The sequence below is a fragment of the Salinicola halimionae genome, from assembly GCF_003206065.1.
Classification (GTDB): Bacteria; Pseudomonadota; Gammaproteobacteria; order Pseudomonadales; family Halomonadaceae; genus Salinicola; species Salinicola halimionae.
In genome coordinates, this window is the sequence record NZ_PZJQ01000004.1 from 963578 (window position 1) to 981260 (window position 17683).

The 17683-nt window shown below is 59.8% G+C and carries 15 protein-coding genes and 2 tRNA genes; 6 read left to right on the plus strand and 11 right to left on the minus strand.

Annotation, left to right across the window (positions count from 1 at the left end; genetic code table 11):
• Positions 1-91: 91 nt before the first annotated feature.
• Positions 92-955, plus strand: a complete 864-nt coding sequence (locus DOM27_RS10150) for a D-amino-acid transaminase (protein ID WP_110655884.1) — start codon at positions 92-94, stop codon at positions 953-955.
• A gap of 65 nt (positions 956-1020) precedes the next feature.
• Here the strand turns inward: DOM27_RS10150 and DOM27_RS10155 are convergent.
• From DOM27_RS10155 to DOM27_RS10195, 9 genes are all read right to left on the minus strand, one after another.
• Positions 1021-1097, minus strand: a tRNA-Met gene (locus DOM27_RS10155).
• A 146-nt stretch (positions 1098-1243) separates the two neighbouring features.
• Positions 1244-2335 (minus strand): redox-regulated ATPase YchF, encoded by a 1092-nt coding sequence (gene ychF / locus DOM27_RS10160; RefSeq protein ID WP_110655885.1) that lies wholly within the window; start codon positions 2333-2335, stop codon positions 1244-1246.
• A gap of 290 nt (positions 2336-2625) precedes the next feature.
• Positions 2626-3213 carry an aminoacyl-tRNA hydrolase gene (pth, locus tag DOM27_RS10165; protein WP_110655886.1) on the minus strand — a complete coding sequence of 196 codons (588 nt, stop codon included), beginning with the start codon at positions 3211-3213 and terminating at the stop codon, positions 2626-2628.
• Positions 3214-3246: 33 nt separating this feature from the next.
• Positions 3247-3900 (minus strand): 50S ribosomal protein L25/general stress protein Ctc, encoded by a 654-nt coding sequence (locus DOM27_RS10170; RefSeq protein WP_110655887.1) that lies wholly within the window; start codon positions 3898-3900, stop codon positions 3247-3249.
• A gap of 164 nt (positions 3901-4064) precedes the next feature.
• Positions 4065-5006 (minus strand): ribose-phosphate pyrophosphokinase, encoded by a 942-nt coding sequence (locus DOM27_RS10175; protein ID WP_188113709.1) that lies wholly within the window; start codon positions 5004-5006, stop codon positions 4065-4067.
• Positions 5007-5269: 263 nt separating this feature from the next.
• Positions 5270-5344 (minus strand) — tRNA-Gln (locus tag DOM27_RS10180).
• A gap of 149 nt (positions 5345-5493) precedes the next feature.
• Entirely contained in the window at positions 5494-6378 is an 885-nt protein-coding gene (ispE, locus tag DOM27_RS10185; RefSeq protein WP_110655888.1) for a 4-(cytidine 5'-diphospho)-2-C-methyl-D-erythritol kinase, read from the minus strand.
• Positions 6375-7079, minus strand: coding sequence for a lipoprotein insertase outer membrane protein LolB (gene lolB / locus DOM27_RS10190; RefSeq protein ID WP_110655889.1), 705 nt, complete (start codon positions 7077-7079; stop codon positions 6375-6377). The genes ispE and lolB overlap by 4 nt, the downstream gene beginning before the upstream one ends.
• Positions 7080-7168: 89 nt before the next feature.
• The gene (locus DOM27_RS10195; protein WP_110656430.1) at positions 7169-8881 is read right to left on the minus strand and encodes a tetratricopeptide repeat protein; all 1713 of its coding nucleotides are present in this window, start codon (positions 8879-8881) and stop codon (positions 7169-7171) included.
• Between the two features lie 277 nt (positions 8882-9158).
• Here DOM27_RS10195 and hemA point away from each other — a divergent pair, with 277 nt between their 5' ends.
• The 5 genes from hemA to DOM27_RS10220 all read left to right on the plus strand — a co-directional run bounded on the left by hemA (position 9159) and on the right by DOM27_RS10220 (position 13901).
• A complete protein-coding gene (gene hemA / locus DOM27_RS10200; protein WP_110655890.1) occupies positions 9159-10433 on the plus strand; it encodes a glutamyl-tRNA reductase in 1275 nt (424 codons plus the stop codon).
• Between the two features lie 16 nt (positions 10434-10449).
• A complete protein-coding gene (gene prfA / locus DOM27_RS10205; RefSeq protein WP_110655891.1) occupies positions 10450-11535 on the plus strand; it encodes a peptide chain release factor 1 in 1086 nt (361 codons plus the stop codon).
• Complete coding sequence (gene prmC / locus DOM27_RS10210) at positions 11535-12368, plus strand: peptide chain release factor N(5)-glutamine methyltransferase (RefSeq protein WP_110655892.1); 834 nt, start codon at positions 11535-11537, stop codon at positions 12366-12368. The genes prfA and prmC overlap by 1 nt, the downstream gene beginning before the upstream one ends.
• Positions 12369-12602: 234 nt before the next feature.
• The gene (locus tag DOM27_RS10215; RefSeq protein ID WP_110655893.1) at positions 12603-13103 is read left to right on the plus strand and encodes an Lrp/AsnC ligand binding domain-containing protein; all 501 of its coding nucleotides are present in this window, start codon (positions 12603-12605) and stop codon (positions 13101-13103) included.
• 51 nt (positions 13104-13154) lie between these two features.
• Positions 13155-13901 carry a HesA/MoeB/ThiF family protein gene (locus tag DOM27_RS10220; RefSeq protein WP_110655894.1) on the plus strand — a complete coding sequence of 249 codons (747 nt, stop codon included), beginning with the start codon at positions 13155-13157 and terminating at the stop codon, positions 13899-13901.
• A 1041-nt stretch (positions 13902-14942) separates the two neighbouring features.
• Here DOM27_RS10220 and DOM27_RS10225 read toward each other — a convergent pair.
• A complete protein-coding gene (locus DOM27_RS10225) occupies positions 14943-15491 on the minus strand; it encodes a glycine zipper 2TM domain-containing protein (protein ID WP_110655895.1) in 549 nt (182 codons plus the stop codon).
• Between the two features lie 426 nt (positions 15492-15917).
• The gene (locus tag DOM27_RS10230) at positions 15918-17177 is read right to left on the minus strand and encodes a 6-phosphofructokinase (protein WP_110655896.1); all 1260 of its coding nucleotides are present in this window, start codon (positions 17175-17177) and stop codon (positions 15918-15920) included.
• Between the last annotated feature and the right edge of the window lie 506 nt (positions 17178-17683).

Sequence of the window (17683 nt, forward strand, 5' to 3'; positions counted from 1 at the left end):
GACGTCATGGCGGGGTTGATCTCGTTACTCCGTCGCGAGGTTCAGTGACAGTCGGCATGAACATGAAGACAGATATTAGAGACAGCATGAGATGACACAACGCACGGTCTACGTGAATGGCGACTATGTCGCGGAACAGGACGCCAAGGTGTCGGTCTTCGATCGCGGGTTTCTGCTCGCCGATGGGGTCTACGAGGTTTCTTCGGTCCTGGATGGCAAACTGATCGATTTTTCGGGGCATATGCAGCGTCTGAAGCGCTCGGCTGGTGAGCTCGAGATAACGTTGCCGTGGGATGACGACACGCTACTGGAGATTCATCGCGAGCTGATCCGGTGTAACGCGCTGGAGGAAGGTATGGTCTACCTCCAACTGACGCGAGGCAGCGCTGGTGATCGTGAGTTCGGCTATCCCGATAGCACAACGCCGCCCACGCTGGTGCTGTTCACCCAGTCCAAGGCTCTCGTCGATAGCCACAGTGGCAGCGAGGGCATTCGCGTCGCGACACAGCCCGATTGGCGTTGGATGCGGCGCGACATCAAGACGACACAGTTGCTCTATCCCGCAATGGCAAAGATGGCGGCGAAAGCGGCGGGTGCCGATGATGCCTGGCTGGTAGAAAATGGTGTGGTGACAGAAGGAGCGTCGAACAACGCCTGGATACTGACGCACGAAGGGGTATTGGTAACGCGCGAGCTGTCCCATGCCATCCTGCCGGGGATCACGCGAGCCGTCGTTCTGGAGATCGCCGAGGTGCTGTCGTTGCAGGTCGAGGCGCGCGCCTTCAGTGTGCTGGAAGCACATAACGCCAGGGAGTGCTTCGTGACGTCCGCGTCTTCATTCGTCACGCCGGTCATCGCGATCGATGCGGTGTCGATCAATGATGGCCGCCCCGGTGAGGTCACACGAACGCTACGCCGAGCCTACATCGAGGAAAGCCGACGTCGCGCGATCTGAACGTGTCTGAAAGCGCCGCTGAAACCCACGGCACGAAAAAGCCCGCNNGGCTTTTTCGTGGTATCTGGTGGCTACGCCCTGATTCGAACAGGGGACCCCATCATTATGAGTGATGTGCTCTAACCAGCTGAGCTACGTAGCCTTTAAAGCAACCGCGTCGAGGTAATCATGTCGAAGTAGACAACGTCGCCTGACGACGGTTGCGAATACTACCATAACCCGATGAAACGTCAACGCTTTCCCCGTTTCCTAGAGGATTCGCTCGACGATCACGCCCTTGGATCGACATCAGACATTGAAGCGGAAGTGCATGATGTCGCCATCCTTGAGCACATAAGTCTTGCCTTCGAGGCGCCACTTGCCGGCTTCCTTGGCGCCATTCTCCCCGCCCAGCGCCACGAAGTCCTCGTAGCCGACGACTTCGGCGCGGATGAAGCCTTTCTCGAAGTCGGTGTGAATCACGCCGGCCGCTTGTGGCGCCGTGGCGCCGACCTTGACCGTCCAAGCGCGTACTTCCTTCACGCCAGCGGTGAAATAGGTCTGTAGACCCAGCAGGCCATAGCCAGCTCGGATGACGCGATCCAGCCCCGGTTCTTCCATGCCCATCTCATCGAGGAACATGGCGCGCTCCTCGTCCTCGAGCTCGGCAATTTCCGCTTCCAGCTTGTTGCAGACCGGTACCACAACGGCGTTTTCCTGGGCCGCGATCTCGCGCACGGTATCGAGATGGGGATTGTTCTCGAAGCCATCTTCGTTGACGTTGGCGATGTACATCGTTGGCTTCAGGGTCAGGAAGCCGAAGCTACGAAGCTGATACTGTTCATCGGCATCGAGCCCGAAGCTGCGTAACGGCTGGCCTTCGGCTAGATGCGGTTGAATGCGGTCGAGGATTGCCTTGGTGGCAATCGCGTCCTTGTCACCGCCTTTGACCACCCGGACCAGACGCTGGATCGAACGCTCCACGGCATCGAGATCGGCCAGCGCCAGCTCGAGGTTGATGGTCTCGATGTCGGCGGTAGGATCGACCTGATTGGAGACGTGAATGACGTTGTCATCATCGAAGCAGCGCACCACGTGGGCGATGGCGTCGGTTTCGCGAATATTGGCCAGAAACTGGTTGCCCAGCCCCTCACCTTTGGAGGCGCCCTCGACCAACCCGGCGATATCGACGAATTCCATCGTGGTCGGGACCACTTTCTGGGGCTTGACGATCTCGGCGAGCTTGTCGAGACGCGGATCGGGCATTGGAACGATGCCAGTGTTGGGTTCGATGGTGCAGAACGGAAAATTCTCCGCATCGATGCCGGAGCGTGTCAAAGCATTGAATAGGGTCGATTTACCGACGTTGGGCAAACCGACGATGCCGCAATTGAAGCCCATAATATGATCCTGAGAACGGTATGATTCTGAGAGCGGTCAGGTCCTGAGACATGGCCGAAAGCACGAAAACGAATGGCGGGCATTCTACGGGACGCGGCCGATAGGGGCCAGACTCATGGCACCGGGTTCGGGGCATTGGAGCGAGCACGCCGGGTTCGGGGCGTTGAAGAGAGCACGCCGGGTTCGGGGCGTTGAAGAGAGTGCGCCGGTTTCGGGGCGTCAAGAGAGCCGCGCCGGATTCGAGGCGTTGAGGTGCCTAGGGGAGGGCGCTATAGATAGATGGCAGCGCGTCAGTCTGGCTTGAAGCTATGCAGCCGATTCATGGCCTTGGCCCAGTTGCCGGAGAGAGCGTCGGGGAGGGTGTTGGCCGTCTCGGTAAGGACGTCGTCGATCACTCGTCGTTCCAGCTTGCCGGGGCGACCGAGAACATAGTGGGTCACCAGCTTGGCGCTGCCGGGGTGACCAATGCCGATACGAAGCCGGTGGAAACCATTGGCGTTGGTCAACGCGCTGGTAATGTCACGCAGGCCGTTATGACCGCCGTGTCCGCCGCCTGTCTTGTAGCGGGCGCAACCGGGGGCAATATCTAGCTCATCATGGGCGACGAGCAGCTCGTCAGGCGCAATTTTGAAGAACTGACACAGCGCAGCCACCGAGGCGCCGCTGCGGTTCATGAAAGTGGTGGGGTTGAGTAAGTGAATGTCATGCTCACCCAGACGGACTCTCGCGTAGAGACCTAGAAACTTGCGTTCGGGGCGCAGCGTTTCCGCTGCGCCCCGAGCGAGTTGCTCGACCAGCCAGGCGCCGGCATTGTGGCGGGTGTCTTCGTATTCCGGTCCGGGGTTACCCAGACCGATGATCGCTTTCACTGCACCCATATTGCCTGCCTGTCGTGGTCTCGACGAAAAGGCTTATTCGCCGTCTTTTTTCTCTTCCGCGGCACCGTCTTCCGCGTCGTCGGACTCTTCATCTTCCTTGACGACGGTCGGGTGCGTGACGCTGACGACGCCAGCGTCGTGCTCTTCACCATGGCTGAGCTCGACCAGAGTCACGCCTTCCGGCATTTTGATGTCGGACAGGTGAATGGTCTCGCCAAGTGCCAGGTCGGCCACATCGACTTCGATGTATTCCGGCAGCTTGGACGGCAGACAGCTGATCTGGACGTCGTTGTTCTGAACGTGGAGTACGCCGCCCTCGTCCTTGACACCTTTGCACGTCTCTTCGTTCAAGAAGTGCAGCGGAACGTTCAGAGTCAGTTCGTGGGTCGCATCGACGCGCATGAAGTCAGCGTGAGTGATCAGCGCCTTGTACGGATGGCGCTGCAGGTCACGAATGACGACCTGTTCGCTCTTGCCGTCGATGCTGATATCGATGATCGAGGAGAAGAAGGCTTCATCTTCGATCGCCTTGTAGAAGGCCGGCTTGTCGATGGTGATCGGCTGCGGTTCAGTGGAACCACCGTAGATGATGGCGGCGACCTGTTCGTTCTTGCGGCGCAGGCGGCGGCTCGCACCTTTCCCCAGCTCCTGACGAACATTGGCGGTCAGAGTGTAATGGTGGGACATTGATTGTCACCTCAAATAGTCGGGTAATGGAAATCGGCATCGTCCGCGACCAGACGATAGCGTTCCAGTAGGGGTCACTGCCCTCACGGCAGTCGCCCACGTATCCGTGCGTGATTCCCTATCGTAATGAAACAGCCATTACGCAGAGATCGTTCCAAGAACGATCAGTGGAACATCGCGCTGACGGATTCCTCGTTACTGACACGACGAATGGCTTCGGCGATCAGGCCGGCGACCGTCAACTGACGAATCTTGCCACTGCGACGTGCAGGTTCGGAGAGCGGTATGGTATCGGCAACGACGAGTTCGTCAAGCACTGAACCACTAATATTGTCCACGGCGGGCCCGGAAAGGATCGGGTGCGTGGCATAGGCGACCACGCGACGAGCGCCGCGATCCTTCAATGCCTCGGCGGCCTTGCATAAAGTGCCGGCCGTGTCGACCATGTCGTCGACCACGACGCAGGTACGATCCTGAATATCGCCGATGATGTGCATCACCTGGGCCTGATTGGCCTGGGGGCGACGCTTGTCGATGATCGCGAGGTCGACGTTGAGCTGTTTGGCGATGGCACGGGCACGAACCACGCCGCCCACGTCGGGGGAGACCACGACCAGGTTGTCATAATTCTGGCGTTCGATATCGTCGAGCAGAATCGGCGAGCCATAGACGTTGTCCACGGGGACGTCGAAGAAGCCCTGAATCTGATCGGCGTGAAGATCCATCGTCATGACGCGATCGACGCCGGCCTTGACCATCATGTCGGCAACGACCTTGGCCGATATAGGTACGCGGGCCGAACGCACGCGGCGATCCTGACGAGCGTAGCCGAAATAGGGCACGACGGCCGTGATGCGCGTCGCCGAAGCGCGCCGCAAGGCGTCGACCATCAGGATCAGCTCCATCAGGTTGTCGTTGGTCGGTGCGCAGGTCGACTGCAGGATGAAGACATCCTTGCCGCGGACGTTTTCGTTGATCTCGACGGCAATCTCGCCATCGCTGAACTGGCCTACCGTGGCATGGCCGAGTCGGTTATCCAGACTCTCGGCTACCTTGGAGGCGAGTCCGACGTTGGCGTTACCGGTGAAAACCATCAATTTAGACACGCGCGGCCACCTTTGAGAGCTGTTGAAGGTCATGAGAAGACATTCGTTTCGAGCCAGAACGGGTGACAAGGCGGCAGAGGGGAGACGAGACGAAAGGCAGGATGTCGGAGACACCACGCTCGCCCGCTGACGATACCCGAGAGAATCGCCGAGCTACGTCGAGACGGCAGAAGAAATAACCGCAACGCCGGTGGGGAAATCGTGTGGGCTGAATGGCCATCGCGTCCCGGTTTCCGTATGCAGGCTTGTCGAAATTCAGGAAGTGGCTGGGGTACCAGGATTCGAACCTGGGAATGCTGGTATCAGAAACCAGTGCCTTACCACTTGGCGATACCCCAGCAATTCAAACGCGCTCATTATGCGCAAAAGCATAAACCGTTGGCTAGGTCTGGACGAAAAACCAGTCGTGAGGTCTTAACCAGTCTGAAAAGTCTGACAAAAACCGCGTAGTCGAAACGGTTTTGACAGCGCTGACGGCAAAGTGACATCACGCTTGGGTCCTGTCTAAACCCCTGGCCGTTTCCAAGGCATGGTGCAGCGAAGAGATATTGCTACCGCGTGCCTTGAAAGCATGCCATTCGTCCGGAAGCTCGAGCAGTATCTGCTCGGCATGCGCTTCGTCATCCAGCGGACAGAAAACGCAGGCTCCGGTCCCTGTCAGCATCGCCTGACCTTGTCGGCCGAGCCAGGTCAGTGCGCGATCGACCTCGGGATATAGCGCTCGCACGGTGCGCTCGCAATCGTTGCGCCACACGGTGTCCGGGGAGGCCCGGTCGAGTGCGCGACGCATACTAATGACCGGACTATCGCGTGTCAAACCAGGGTCGCCGAAAATCGCTGCGGTGGAGATCTCGATGCCCGGATGGATGACGACGAACCAGGAAGGCGTCAGTTCCACGGGAACGAGATGTTCTCCGACGCCTTCCGCCCAGGCGGTATGGCCCCGCACGAACACCGGCACGTCGGCGCCCAGCTCCAGCCCCAACGTTGCCAGTCGATCGATTCCGAGGTTCAAGCCCCAGAGATGATCGAGCGCCAGCAACGTGGTGGCGGCATTGGAGCTCCCGCCGCCCAGGCCGCCGCCAATCGGCAGGCGCTTGTCCAGCTCGATGGATACACCCTGGCTGCAGCCGGTTTCGCGCTGAAGCCGACGAGCGGCACGCACGATCAGATTGTCCTCGTGAGCGACGTCGGCGAGCGTCGACGATAGCGTGATGTCAGGGCTGTGGGCCGTGGAGTGGAAGTGCAGCGTGTCGCCCCAATCCAGCATCTGGAACAGCGTCTGCAGCGAGTGATAGCCGTCGGGGCGGCGCCCCGTGATGCGCAGCAGGCGGTTGAGCTTGGCCGGAGCGGGTAGGGTCAGCGATGTCATGGGGCGGTGTCTGACGACGCTGCGCCGTTCGGCGTTCCGTTTGCCATGGCCTCAAGCTGCCACTGATTGACCACCAGCGTGGCGCGGATGTCATCGTAGGTCATGACCAGGCGGCTCGGTAGCCACAATGATCCGGCATAGGTCCAGTCGCGATAGCTAATGTTCCAGCCGTCCTGCTGCAACGTTTTGGGAAATCCCAGTTCGTCCTGAGTCTGTTGGTGTGAACGGCTGGGCGCAGGCAGGCCGCGAACCCAATAATCCAGTGAGGATATCGGCAACGACCAGCCCAGTTGCTGCTGCATCAAGGCTTCCGGGGATGACGCTTCGAAACGGCCATCGCTGGTAGTCAGCGTGACAGCGCCCTGCTGGCCTTCGAGCACGCTACGTCCGGCGCCGAAGGGACCACTGATCAACATGCGATAATGATTGGGCGCCTGAGACCAGTCGAGATTGGCGCTGCGACTGTCTTCGGTGGTACGCAGCCCCACTTTGCCGACCACTTTCCAGGTGTCGAGCGCGGTGAGGTCGTCCTGCTGCCGCTGCCAGTCATCAGGCTGTCGGGGCACGTCCGGTGCCGGCGCTTGGCCGGCGCAGCCGGCGAGCCAGGCAACCAGCAACATTGTGCCGAGCGGCTGCCACCACCGCTTGAACGAGATCGCGGCGCGCTGGCGGCGTTCGATGACCGGTGAAGAGTATTGCATCGGGTTATCCTGTAAGTACGAATGAAGACAAGCGAGAGGCACGATGACGGCAAGCCCGGCACCCGATTCGACGTGGGTTGCGGCGCCGGCTAGGGCGCCAATTGCGGATAGCGTTTCAGAAGGTCGTCGATATCCGGGTGAGAGTCACTGCCCGCCAATGCCGACTCGACCAGCGCGCGGGCCTCGGGTTGTTGATCCAGCGTGACCAAGACCTCGGCCAGGTGCGCGGCCACCTCCTGATCGGGTTGACCGGCGTAGGCGCGGCGCAGGTAGCCTAGCGCTTTTTGCGGTTCACCGCGTTTGAAGTGGACCCAGCCCAGGCTGTCGAGAATGGCCGGGCTTTGCGGCTCAAGGGCATGCGCCCGTTCGATGAGATCCAGCGCTTCGTCGAAGTGATCGGTGTTCGTCGCCAGGGTATAGCCTAGCGCGTTGAGGGCTGCGGCGTTATCGGGGTCGCGAGCGATGACGTCGCGCATCTGCGTCATCATCGTCGCGACGTTGCCGCGCTCGAACTCCCTCATCGCCCGGGTATATAGCAGGTCCGTGTCATCCGGCGCCTGCTTGAGGCTATCGGCAAGCAGAGCATCGGCGGCGCGGGCCTGCCCGCCGTTGTCAAAGGCCTGAAGGCCGATCTGCGTGAGAGAGGCACGTTGGCCGGTATGACGCAGTATTTCGATGCGCAGGAATTTCTGAGCGTCTTCGGCGCGGTCGTTGGCAATCAACATCTGCGTCGCCACGGCGCGGGATTCGAGGAACCCAGGCCCCGTCGGCACCTGCCGGTAGTAGAGCAGGGCGTTATCGATCTCCTGCTGCGTCTCGGCAATGCTGCCCAGTACCAAGTAGGTCGCCGGAGGCGTGTCGTCGCGGTCGAGTAGCGGCAGCAGCAGACGGCGTGCCGGCTCCAGCGCCCCGGCATCCAGATAGAGCTGTGCGAAGCCGATGCGCAGCGACGGTGTATCATTGTACTGCGCCAGCAACTGGTCGATCTGCCGTTCGGCGGACGCGACATCGCCACTGGCAATTTCTGCCTGAGCCAGCGCCAGCAGGAATCGGCTGTCATCGGGGGCGAACTCGCGCCCGCGCCGCGCCGCTGAAGCGGCCTGGGTATAGTCACCGGCTTCGAGTGCGATCTGTGATCGGGTGAGCCAGAGTTCCGGCAACTTGGCGTGGCGGCGGGTCAGAAGCGCCAGCCGCTGTTGGGCATCCTCGAACTGTCCATTGGCCGCCTCGAGCCGAGCGGTCGCCATCTGGGCATCCGCGTGATCCGGGTAGGTCGCGGTGAAGTCGCGTAGCTGAGCGATCAGCGGCGGTAGATCTGCACGCGATTCGACCATCAGATCGGAGAGTTCGAGAAGCTGGGCATCTTGTTCTGAACGAGCGAGCTCTAGCCTGTGACGTAGTGCCGCAGGCCAATCGCCGCGGTCTACCGCGATGCCGGAGAGCAGCTTCTGCGGGGCGGAGTCGTGAGGTGCCAGCTGTTGCCAGCGGGCTGCGGCCGATTTGAGTAATGCCGTATCATCGGTATAGCGAGCCGCCAAAGTGGCTCGCTCGGCCAGATCGGCAGAACGGTAGCGGTCGGCAGCTGCCAGGTAACCCTCGGTAGCACGGTGGAAATCACCGCGCTGGCCGGCCATTTCTGCCAGTAGAACCTGCGACAGGCCTGATGCGTCGAAACCCTGGGTGATCGGCGGTGCCGTTGCCATGGGGTCGTCGATGGGTGTCGATGCGCTATCAGTCGACATGCTTTGACAGCCAGCCAACAGGGCCGCGCAGCTGGCGGCGTAGAACAGACTTTTGGGCATGCCGTCCTCGAGATCGATCAATCGCTCCAGCATAACGTTTGGTTGCCGGGGGTCAATCTCCCGGCGCGCCTCGTCGGCGTGATTCATTGCCTGCTAAGCGTCTTTTGGCTGTGCTAAAATGGCGCCGCCTGGCTGAGCGGGCCACAATGGGCTGTGCTTTTGACCCGTGCCGTGCTCCTTGGCCCGTAGTGGGCGTCATCCTGATTTGCCGCCGCTGCTCCAACGGCATTCGTAGACGCAAACGCCGGGTCCACGTAAGACAATTGACCGTGATTTCATGACGCTGCTAGCTCTGGGTATCAATCATAGAACGGCTGCGGTCGACATGCGTGAGCGTGTCGCCTTCTCACCGGCACAGCTCGAGTCTGCGCTCACTCAGTTGCGGGCCTTGCCCGACGTGCGTGAGGCGGCAGTGCTTTCGACCTGTAACCGCACCGAGCTTTACTGCATCACCGTAGCCGATGGCGAGAGCCAGCTGCTCGAGTGGCTGGGCGCGTTTCACGGCATGCCCGCGAAGGAACTGCTGAGTTGCGCCTACCACTACCACGAGGGCGAGGCGGCGAAACATCTGATGCGCGTGGCGGCCGGGCTGGACTCCATGGTGCTGGGTGAGCCGCAGATTCTGGGGCAGCTCAAGGATGCCTATCAGATCGCGCGCCAGCATGCGGGACTTGGCAGCGAGCTCGAGCGGCTGTTCCAACAGACGTTTTCCGTCGCCAAGCAGGTCCGCAGTGAAACCTCGATCGGCGAAAATCCGGTGTCTGTCGCTTACGCTGCGGTCAGCCTGGCTAGTCGGATCTTCGACGATTTCAGTCGTGCCCGCGCCTTGTTGATCGGTGCCGGCGAGACGGTCGAGCTGGTGGCCCGTCACTTACGCGAAGCCGGTATCATGGGACTGACCGTCGCCAATCGTACGCTGGCGCGGGCCCAGGCGCTGGCTGAAACCTGCGATGCCAAAGCGATCGAGCTCAGTGCGATTCCACAGGCGTTGGAGCAGGCCGATATCGTCATCGCTTCCACGGCCAGCGAACTGCCGATTCTCGGCAAGGGGATGGTCGAGCGCGCTCTCAAGGTGCGCCGCCATCGGCCCATCTTCATGGTCGACATCGCCGTGCCACGTGACATCGAGCCCGAAGTGGGGGATCTCGACGATGTCTTCCTTTATAGCGTCGACGACTTGCAGCAGGTGATCGCCGAGAACCGACGCCACCGTGAAGTCGCCGCGCGTCAGGCCGAAGCGCTGATCGCCAGTGGCGTCGACCACTGGTTGCACGAGCGGCGGGTGCGTGGCGCCGGGGATCTGATCCGCCGTTATCGGCAACATGGAGAAACGCTACGACGCGATTCCGAGGCTGAGGCACTGGCACAGCTGGCCCGCGGAGAAGATCCGGAAGCGGTCATCAAACGGCTTTCCCATCAACTCGCCAACAAGTTGATGCATGGCCCGACCCTGCGTTTGCGCGAGGCGTCGGGCCAGTCTCGTCACGACATCATTCAGGCCGCCGATAACTTGCTCATCGAAGGGCCCGCCACGACACAGGACTCGGTATGACAATACAGGACTGGGCATGAAAGCGTCTTTACGCGAACGACTCGATGCCTTCCAGGAACGTTTCGAGGAGCTATCGGCGCTACTCTCCGAACCCGAAGTGATTACCGACCAGCCGCGCTTCCGCGATTATTCCCGCGAGTATGCCGAGCTCGATCCGCTGGTCGCCGCTTGGCTCGCTTATCGACGCACCGAAGGCGATATCGAGGCTGCCGATCAAATGCGCCAGGACAGCGATCCGGAGATGCGCGAACTGGCCGAGGAAGAGTGGCGTGCCTCACGGGCACAACTCGAGGAACTCGAGGAAGAGGTCAAGCGCCTGCTGGTGCCGAAAGATCCGGACGACAAGAGCAACGTCTTCCTGGAAGTCCGCGCAGGCACCGGTGGTGACGAGGCGGCGCTGTTCTCCGGCGATCTGTTTCGCATGTACTCCCGCTACGCCGAGAAGAAAGGCTGGGGCGTGGAAGTGGTCAGCGCCAGCCATGGCGAGCAGGGCGGTTACAAGGAGATCATCGCCAGGATCAAGGGCGATAACGTCTACGCCGCGTTGAAGTTCGAATCGGGTGCTCACCGCGTACAACGGGTTCCTGCGACGGAGTCCCAGGGACGGATTCATACCTCCGCCTGTACGGTCGCGGTGATGCCTGAGGCGAGCGAAGTCGGCGACGTCGAGATCAACAGCAGCGATCTGCGGGTCGACACGTTTCGTTCGAGCGGCGCCGGGGGGCAGCACGTCAACACCACGGATTCCGCCATCCGCATCACGCACCTGCCGACCGGGTTGGTGGTGGAGTGTCAGGAAGAGCGCAGTCAGCACAAAAACCGGGCCAAGGCGATGTCGCTGCTGGCGGCTCGATTGAAGCAGGCAGCCGTGGACTCACAGCGTCAGCATCAGGCCGATACTCGCCGATCTTTGGTGGGGTCGGGCGATCGCAGCGAACGCATCCGCACGTATAATTTCCCCCAGGGGCGTCTCACCGACCACCGTATCAATCTCACGCTCTACAAACTCGGCGAAGTCATCGCTGGGGACCTCGATGAGGTCATCCGACCCTTGGTCAACGAATATCAGGCCGATCAGCTGGCGGCGCTGCAGGGCGAGTGATGACGATCGATGGCGCCTTGCGCGAAGCGACTGGACGACTTCTCGAATCGCCGACGCCGCGGCTCGATGCCGAAGTGTTGTTGGCGCATGTCTGCGAGCACAGCCGAACCTGGCTTTATACCTGGAGTGACCGTGCGCTGACGGCCGACCAGTTCGCTTGCTTCGACGCGTTGATCGAGCGCCGCAGCGAAGGATGGCCGGTGGCTTATCTGACCGGCTCGCGCGAGTTCTGGGGATTGGACCTGCAGACGTCGCCCGCGACGCTGATCCCGCGTCCCGATACCGAGCGCCTCGTCGAGGTGGCTCTCGAGTCGGCTTCGGCGGTGAGTGGCAAGTTGCTCGATCTGGGTACCGGTACCGGCGCGGTGGCGCTGGCTTTGGCCAGCGAGCGCCGGGATTGGCAGGTGACCGGGGTCGATCTCGCCCCTGAAGCAGTCACGCTGGCGCAGTCGAATGCCAGAAAACTCGCGATCTCCAACGTGAATTTTCTCCTGAGCGACTGGTTTTCCGCGCTTTCCGGACGACGTTTCGACATCATCGTTGCCAATCCTCCTTATATCGCCGACGACGACCCCCACTTGACGCGCGACGATGTTCGTTTCGAGCCACGCTCGGCGCTGGTCGCCGAAGCCGCCGGCCTGTCCGACCTGGCATGGCTGGCCCGACATGCACCATCCCATCTGGAACCGGAAGGCTGGCTGTGGCTGGAGCATGGCTACGCGCAGGCAGGGCAGGTGCAGGACATTCTAGTGCGTTGCGGTTTTGTGAGCGTTGTTTCACGGCAGGATCTCGCAGGGCATGAGCGAATAACCGGTGGGCAGTGGCCTGGCTGAAGGCGGTCGATGCCATTCCCTGTTGCGATAGCGTTAACCGGGTAGCGTTGAACGACAGTTGCCCAGCTAGTTAGTGAATCGTAACCGCTTTGTGATAGTAATAATCCCGCTGCTGGCGGCGGGGTCGATGAAACATCGTTTCATGGATGCTCGCGCCACGCGGTTGGATGATCCTCGTTCGGCCTCGTGCCATTCACGGAGCGCTTTAATTCACCGGCTGGAACAATTACACCAATGAAAGCCAAGTCTCGATCACTCGATCGAATCGATCTCAACATTCTGCGCTGTCTGCAGGATAACGCCCGTATCTCCTATGTGGATCTGGCATCGCAGGTGGGTCTATCGACGACGCCTTGTCTAGAGCGGGTCAAGCGTCTTGAGCGGGCGGGCATTATCCGCGGCTACAAAGCCGTGCTCGACCCGCAAGCGTTGCGGGCTAATTTACTGGTGTTCGTCGAAATCAGTTTGAACACGCAATCGCCCGCGGTCTTCGATGAGTTCCGCAAGGCGGTCGCCACTCTGCCGCAAATTCAGGAGTGCCATCTGGTGTCGGGGCAGTTCGACTATATCCTCAAATGCCGTATTCCCGAGATGTCGGCATACCGTCAATTACTGGGGGATGTGGTGCTGACGTTACCGGGTGTCAAGGAATCCAAGAGCTACGTCGTGATGGAAGAGGTGAAGGAGGAGTTGGCGTTGCCGATTCCTGATTTCTATCCGGAAGACGACCGATAACGCGCAGGTGCGATGGTCGGTGACGGCCGTTCCTGCGCTTCAGGAAGGTTCATGAACGACGAAGCTCTATTGCGCTACAGCCGACATATCATGCTCGAGGAAATCGACATCGTGGGCCAGGAGCGGCTGCTGGCTTCCCGCATGCTGATAATCGGTGCCGGTGGTCTGGGGTCGCCGGCAGCGCTCTATCTGGCCGGCGCGGGCATTGGATGTCTGTGCATTGCCGATGACGATGTCGTCGAGCTGTCGAATCTTCAGCGCCAGATCGCGCATTCGGAAGCATCGCTGGGGCAGCCCAAGGCGAAATCGGCTGCCGCTGCCGCTGGTAGTCTCAACTCCACCTGCAAAATTCGTCCGCTGGAGATCCGTCTCGTCGGCGATGCATTGCTGGCGGAGGTCGAGGCTGCTGACGTGGTGCTGGACTGTACGGACCGGTTTTCCAGCCGTTTCGCGGTCAATCGGGCCTGTGTCGATACTCGCACACCGCTGGTCAGCGGGGCCGCCATTCGCTTCTCGGGTCAACTCGCGGTATTCGATCCGCGTCAACTGGCGTCGCCGTGTTACGCGTGTCTCTACGGAGAACGAGGTGATGACGACTCGTTGACCTGTGCCGAAAGCGGAGTGATATCACCACTGGTGGGGATGATCGGGAGCTTTCAGGCGCTGGAAGCGATGAAGCTTGTCAGCGGGGCCGGCCAGCCCCATCGAGGGTTATCGACGTTCGATGCTCTCCTCGGCGAATGGCGCCATTTTGCGCTGCCTAGAGATCCCGGTTGCAAGGTGTGCGGTGGGCGCTAGGTGGCGTGCTTGTGTCCCATGAACCGATGGACTCCACTCATCCGCCAACACTAAAGTATGTGAAAATTCCGCTTCCTCTTTATGCAAAGACACTGCTAATCTAGTGTTCATGGCGGTGTTTTTGAGCAGTTTTCTACCAGATGTTGATTTTCATCGGGCAAATTTACATTGGCTTAACGATAAGCTGGATGGATATACGCCCTATCGGGTAGAGGAACGAAGAATCGGATGAAAGCGTGCCAATGAGCGCGTGCTTTTGACCTCAGAGGTTCATGGTCGCGCTTCGCGATCTTTTGGCCCGGCATACTTCAGCTCAAAGTGATGAAGTATGGCGGGCGTTTTTTTGCCGTTTGCTCGATGGCGATTCCATCCATCGGCCACCTCCGGCCCTCCTGAGTTACACCACTCTTTTCACGGACCGTCTCAACTCGGATGGCTGTTCACGGCGATTCGGTGACTAAGAGGGTCCCGACCAAGCGTCGTGATGATTTCCGTGCGGCGGTCGATAGCAGACGCCCGCAACGCTTTGTCACAGTAGCTGCTAAGTAAAATTTAATTTCATGGAATTTAGACTAAGCTACAGTTAATTGTAACCAAATTAGATTTCATTCCGGTAATTGAAAGTTCATCTCGGAAATACGATGAAATTGACCCCACGAGATTTTCAGACTGTTCCATGCCGGAAGAAAAGCGAGGCCAGGACTGAGACTCTATCTCAGCGCGCCCAGGCCATTGGCATGCCCGTGGGAACACTGAAAACGCGAATCAAAAAGCTGATGGATAATGGTATCGAGCGGGAGCGTGCCATTGAAATCGCGCTGAGTCGGCCAGTTGGCCCCCAGGGGCGACCCAGGAAATCCACGCGGCGCTAGGGTATTTCTCTAAAGAATTTTCAGGCATTTGGTGAAGGGAGGATTGCGTTTCCTCGGCCCATATCCTGTGCCGCCGGAATTCAATCTAGCGTTCCATTGGGCGTCCATACCAAGCGACCCCGAATCAAGGATTCGGGGTCGTGTAGAAGCGAACGGGTAGGCCTCGCGATCAGGAAGACTGACCGCCTTCGTCCCATTGCGGTTTGCCATCGCGCATCAGTACTCGGTCATCATCGGGCTTGTCATCCAGCTTGGCTTCGTGGACTTCACCATCATAGCGATAGCGAACGTCGTAGCCGACGGTTTCATCCTTGCTGTCGTTGACGGTGCTGCAGCGTTGTTCCGTTGTCTGGTAGGTATCGCCTTGCTGCATCCGTTGTTGGACCTGGTTACCGGCAACACCCCCGCCCACGGCACCGGCGGCGGTCATGATCTTCTTGCCGCTGCCGCCGCCAAATTGATTGCCCACGACGCCGCCGACGATGGCGCCGATGGCGGTGCCGGCGATGCGATGATCGTCCTCCACCGGGCGCTGGTGGGTCACGGTCACGTTCTTGCAGACCTGACGGGGGGACTCGGTCGTCTGTACGATCGGATCGACGCTGACGATATCCGCATAACGAGGACCGTCCTCGGAAGACTGGTAAGAGCCCACGGCCACGCCGCCAGCGATGCCCAGCGCGGCAATGATGCCGCCAATGATGATCGGTTTGTTCATGGTCTTGCTCCTTTTCCATCCGCGTCGATTGCTTGGGTGCCTGCCAGTTCTCGCGGAAGGCTAAGCACTGAAACCTTGCGGTTTTTTTGCTGGAATTCTTCTGGTTAACGGCAATTCTCTGTAAATCACAGTCGGCGACCGGCCACTCGCGACCGAATCAGCCGCTGCGACGCTCGTCCCCAGATACACCGCTCGTTTCCAGATACACTAAGTATAATCCGTAAAATTCTGTTAATCGCTCGGGGATCGCGTTCTTGAACGCTGTTTCCATATTAAAAAAGTCGTGTATCCAAATAGCGACAATTCGCCAATAGTTCGGCTGTTGAACGCCGGATGGCGCGGGGTGAGAGACAGAGGCAAGAGGTGAGATGTGAGAAGTCTCTGGAAGGCGGGCGCGGTCGACGCCCGCGCCCTGAGCCGGATGGGCTATAGCGTGAATGCGGCCAGTTTGCGCTCGACCTTGGCTTTTTTCAGTTTAGCGACCTTGGGAAGGCCATTCTCGAACGGCGGGAAGTCTTCGCCCAGAATCAGCGGAGCCAGATAGCGTCGTCCGGCTTCACTGATGTAGAGGCCATCTTCGCTGATGTACTCCCGAGGCATGAATTTTTCATGGTTGGCGATCTCCGCCAGCGGCGCTGGTTCGATCTTCCAGGTGTAAGGCGACTCCGAGACTCGCTTGATCGCCGGCATCATCGAATTTTGACCGCTCAATGCCAATTCCACCGCGGCTTCACCGACCGCGTAAGCTTGGTCGACGTCGGTCTTTGAGGCGATATGTCGGGCAGCGCGCTGTAGATAGTCGGCTACCGCCCAGTGATATTTGTGGCCCAGATCCTCCTTGACCATGGAAGCCAAGGCGGGGGCAACACCGCCGAGCTGCTTGTGGCCAAAAGCATCGGTGCTGCCGCCATCGGCGAGAAAGGAGCCGTCGGCGTACTGGGCGCCTTCGGACACCACGATCACGCAGAAGCCGTGACGCTTGACGGCTTCGTCGATGCGCGCCATGACGATTTTTCGATCAAAGGCGATTTCCGGAAAGATGATGACGTGCGGGGCGTCTTCCGGTGAGTCTCCGGACAGCGCGCCGGCAGCCGCGATCCAGCCCGCGTGGCGACCCATTACCTCGAGAATGAATACCTTGGTAGAGGTGGCACACATCGACTCGATATCGAGTGCGGCCTCCCGAGTCGAGGTGGCTACGTACTTTGCCACACTGCCAAAGCCCGGTGAGTTGTCGGTGATCGGCAAATCGTTATCGACAGTCTTGGGTACGTGAATCGCCGTTAGCGGGTACCCCATCGTCTCCGACAATTGCGAGACCTTGAGGCAGGTATCTGCGCTATCGCCACCGCCGTTGTAGAAGAAATAACGTATGTCGTGAGCCTTGAAGACCTCGATCAGACGCTCGTACTCGGCGCGATTCTGCTCGATCGACTTAAGCTTGTAGCGGCAGGAGCCGAAGGCGCCTCCGGGCGTATGGCGCAGGGCGGTGACGGTCTCATCGCTTTCCTGATTGGTGTCGATCAGGTCTTCCAGCAGGGCACCGATAATGCCGTTATGTCCAGCATAGAGATGGCCGATGCGGTCCGCATGGCGGCGGCAGGCCTCGATCACGCCACAGGCGCTGGCGTTGATGACGGCGGTGACGCCACCGGACTGTGCGTAAAAGGCATTATGCTTGGCCATATCGGCTCTCATCTCCTGATGTTCGATTTGCTGAGCTCGTGTCGTTGATCCGGCGATACGGAACCCCCACCGGTAATGACTGTTCTGACCAGCTTGCGGTAGAGGCGATCGGCCCTGGAGCCTTCGCTATGCGTTGATACCGGACAGGGCGCGATGATGCCGGGTGGGCGGTCGCGGAGTGGCCGTTATTCAGGGCAGTGCATGGCGAGGATGATACGAGTCACAGATGCGCGCCTAGGATAGCCGAAAGGCGTATGCCTGTTAATACGATAGCGGTGCCATTGGCGCGGTCATTTTTCTGCCACTACTGGATGACAGGAAAAGCTGATTGAGGTTCTCGTTCATTTTCGTATCGCCCGGATGTGAACAGACCACGAGGCAGCGTTCGGAAAACGTTACAAGTGCTGGCATCGCAATCAAAAGCGTTGGTATCGGCAGCAATACCCATGACATGGCGTCGGTGGCTCGGTTTTCGAGGCCGTGCTAGGCTCGCCGGTTCATGTGGG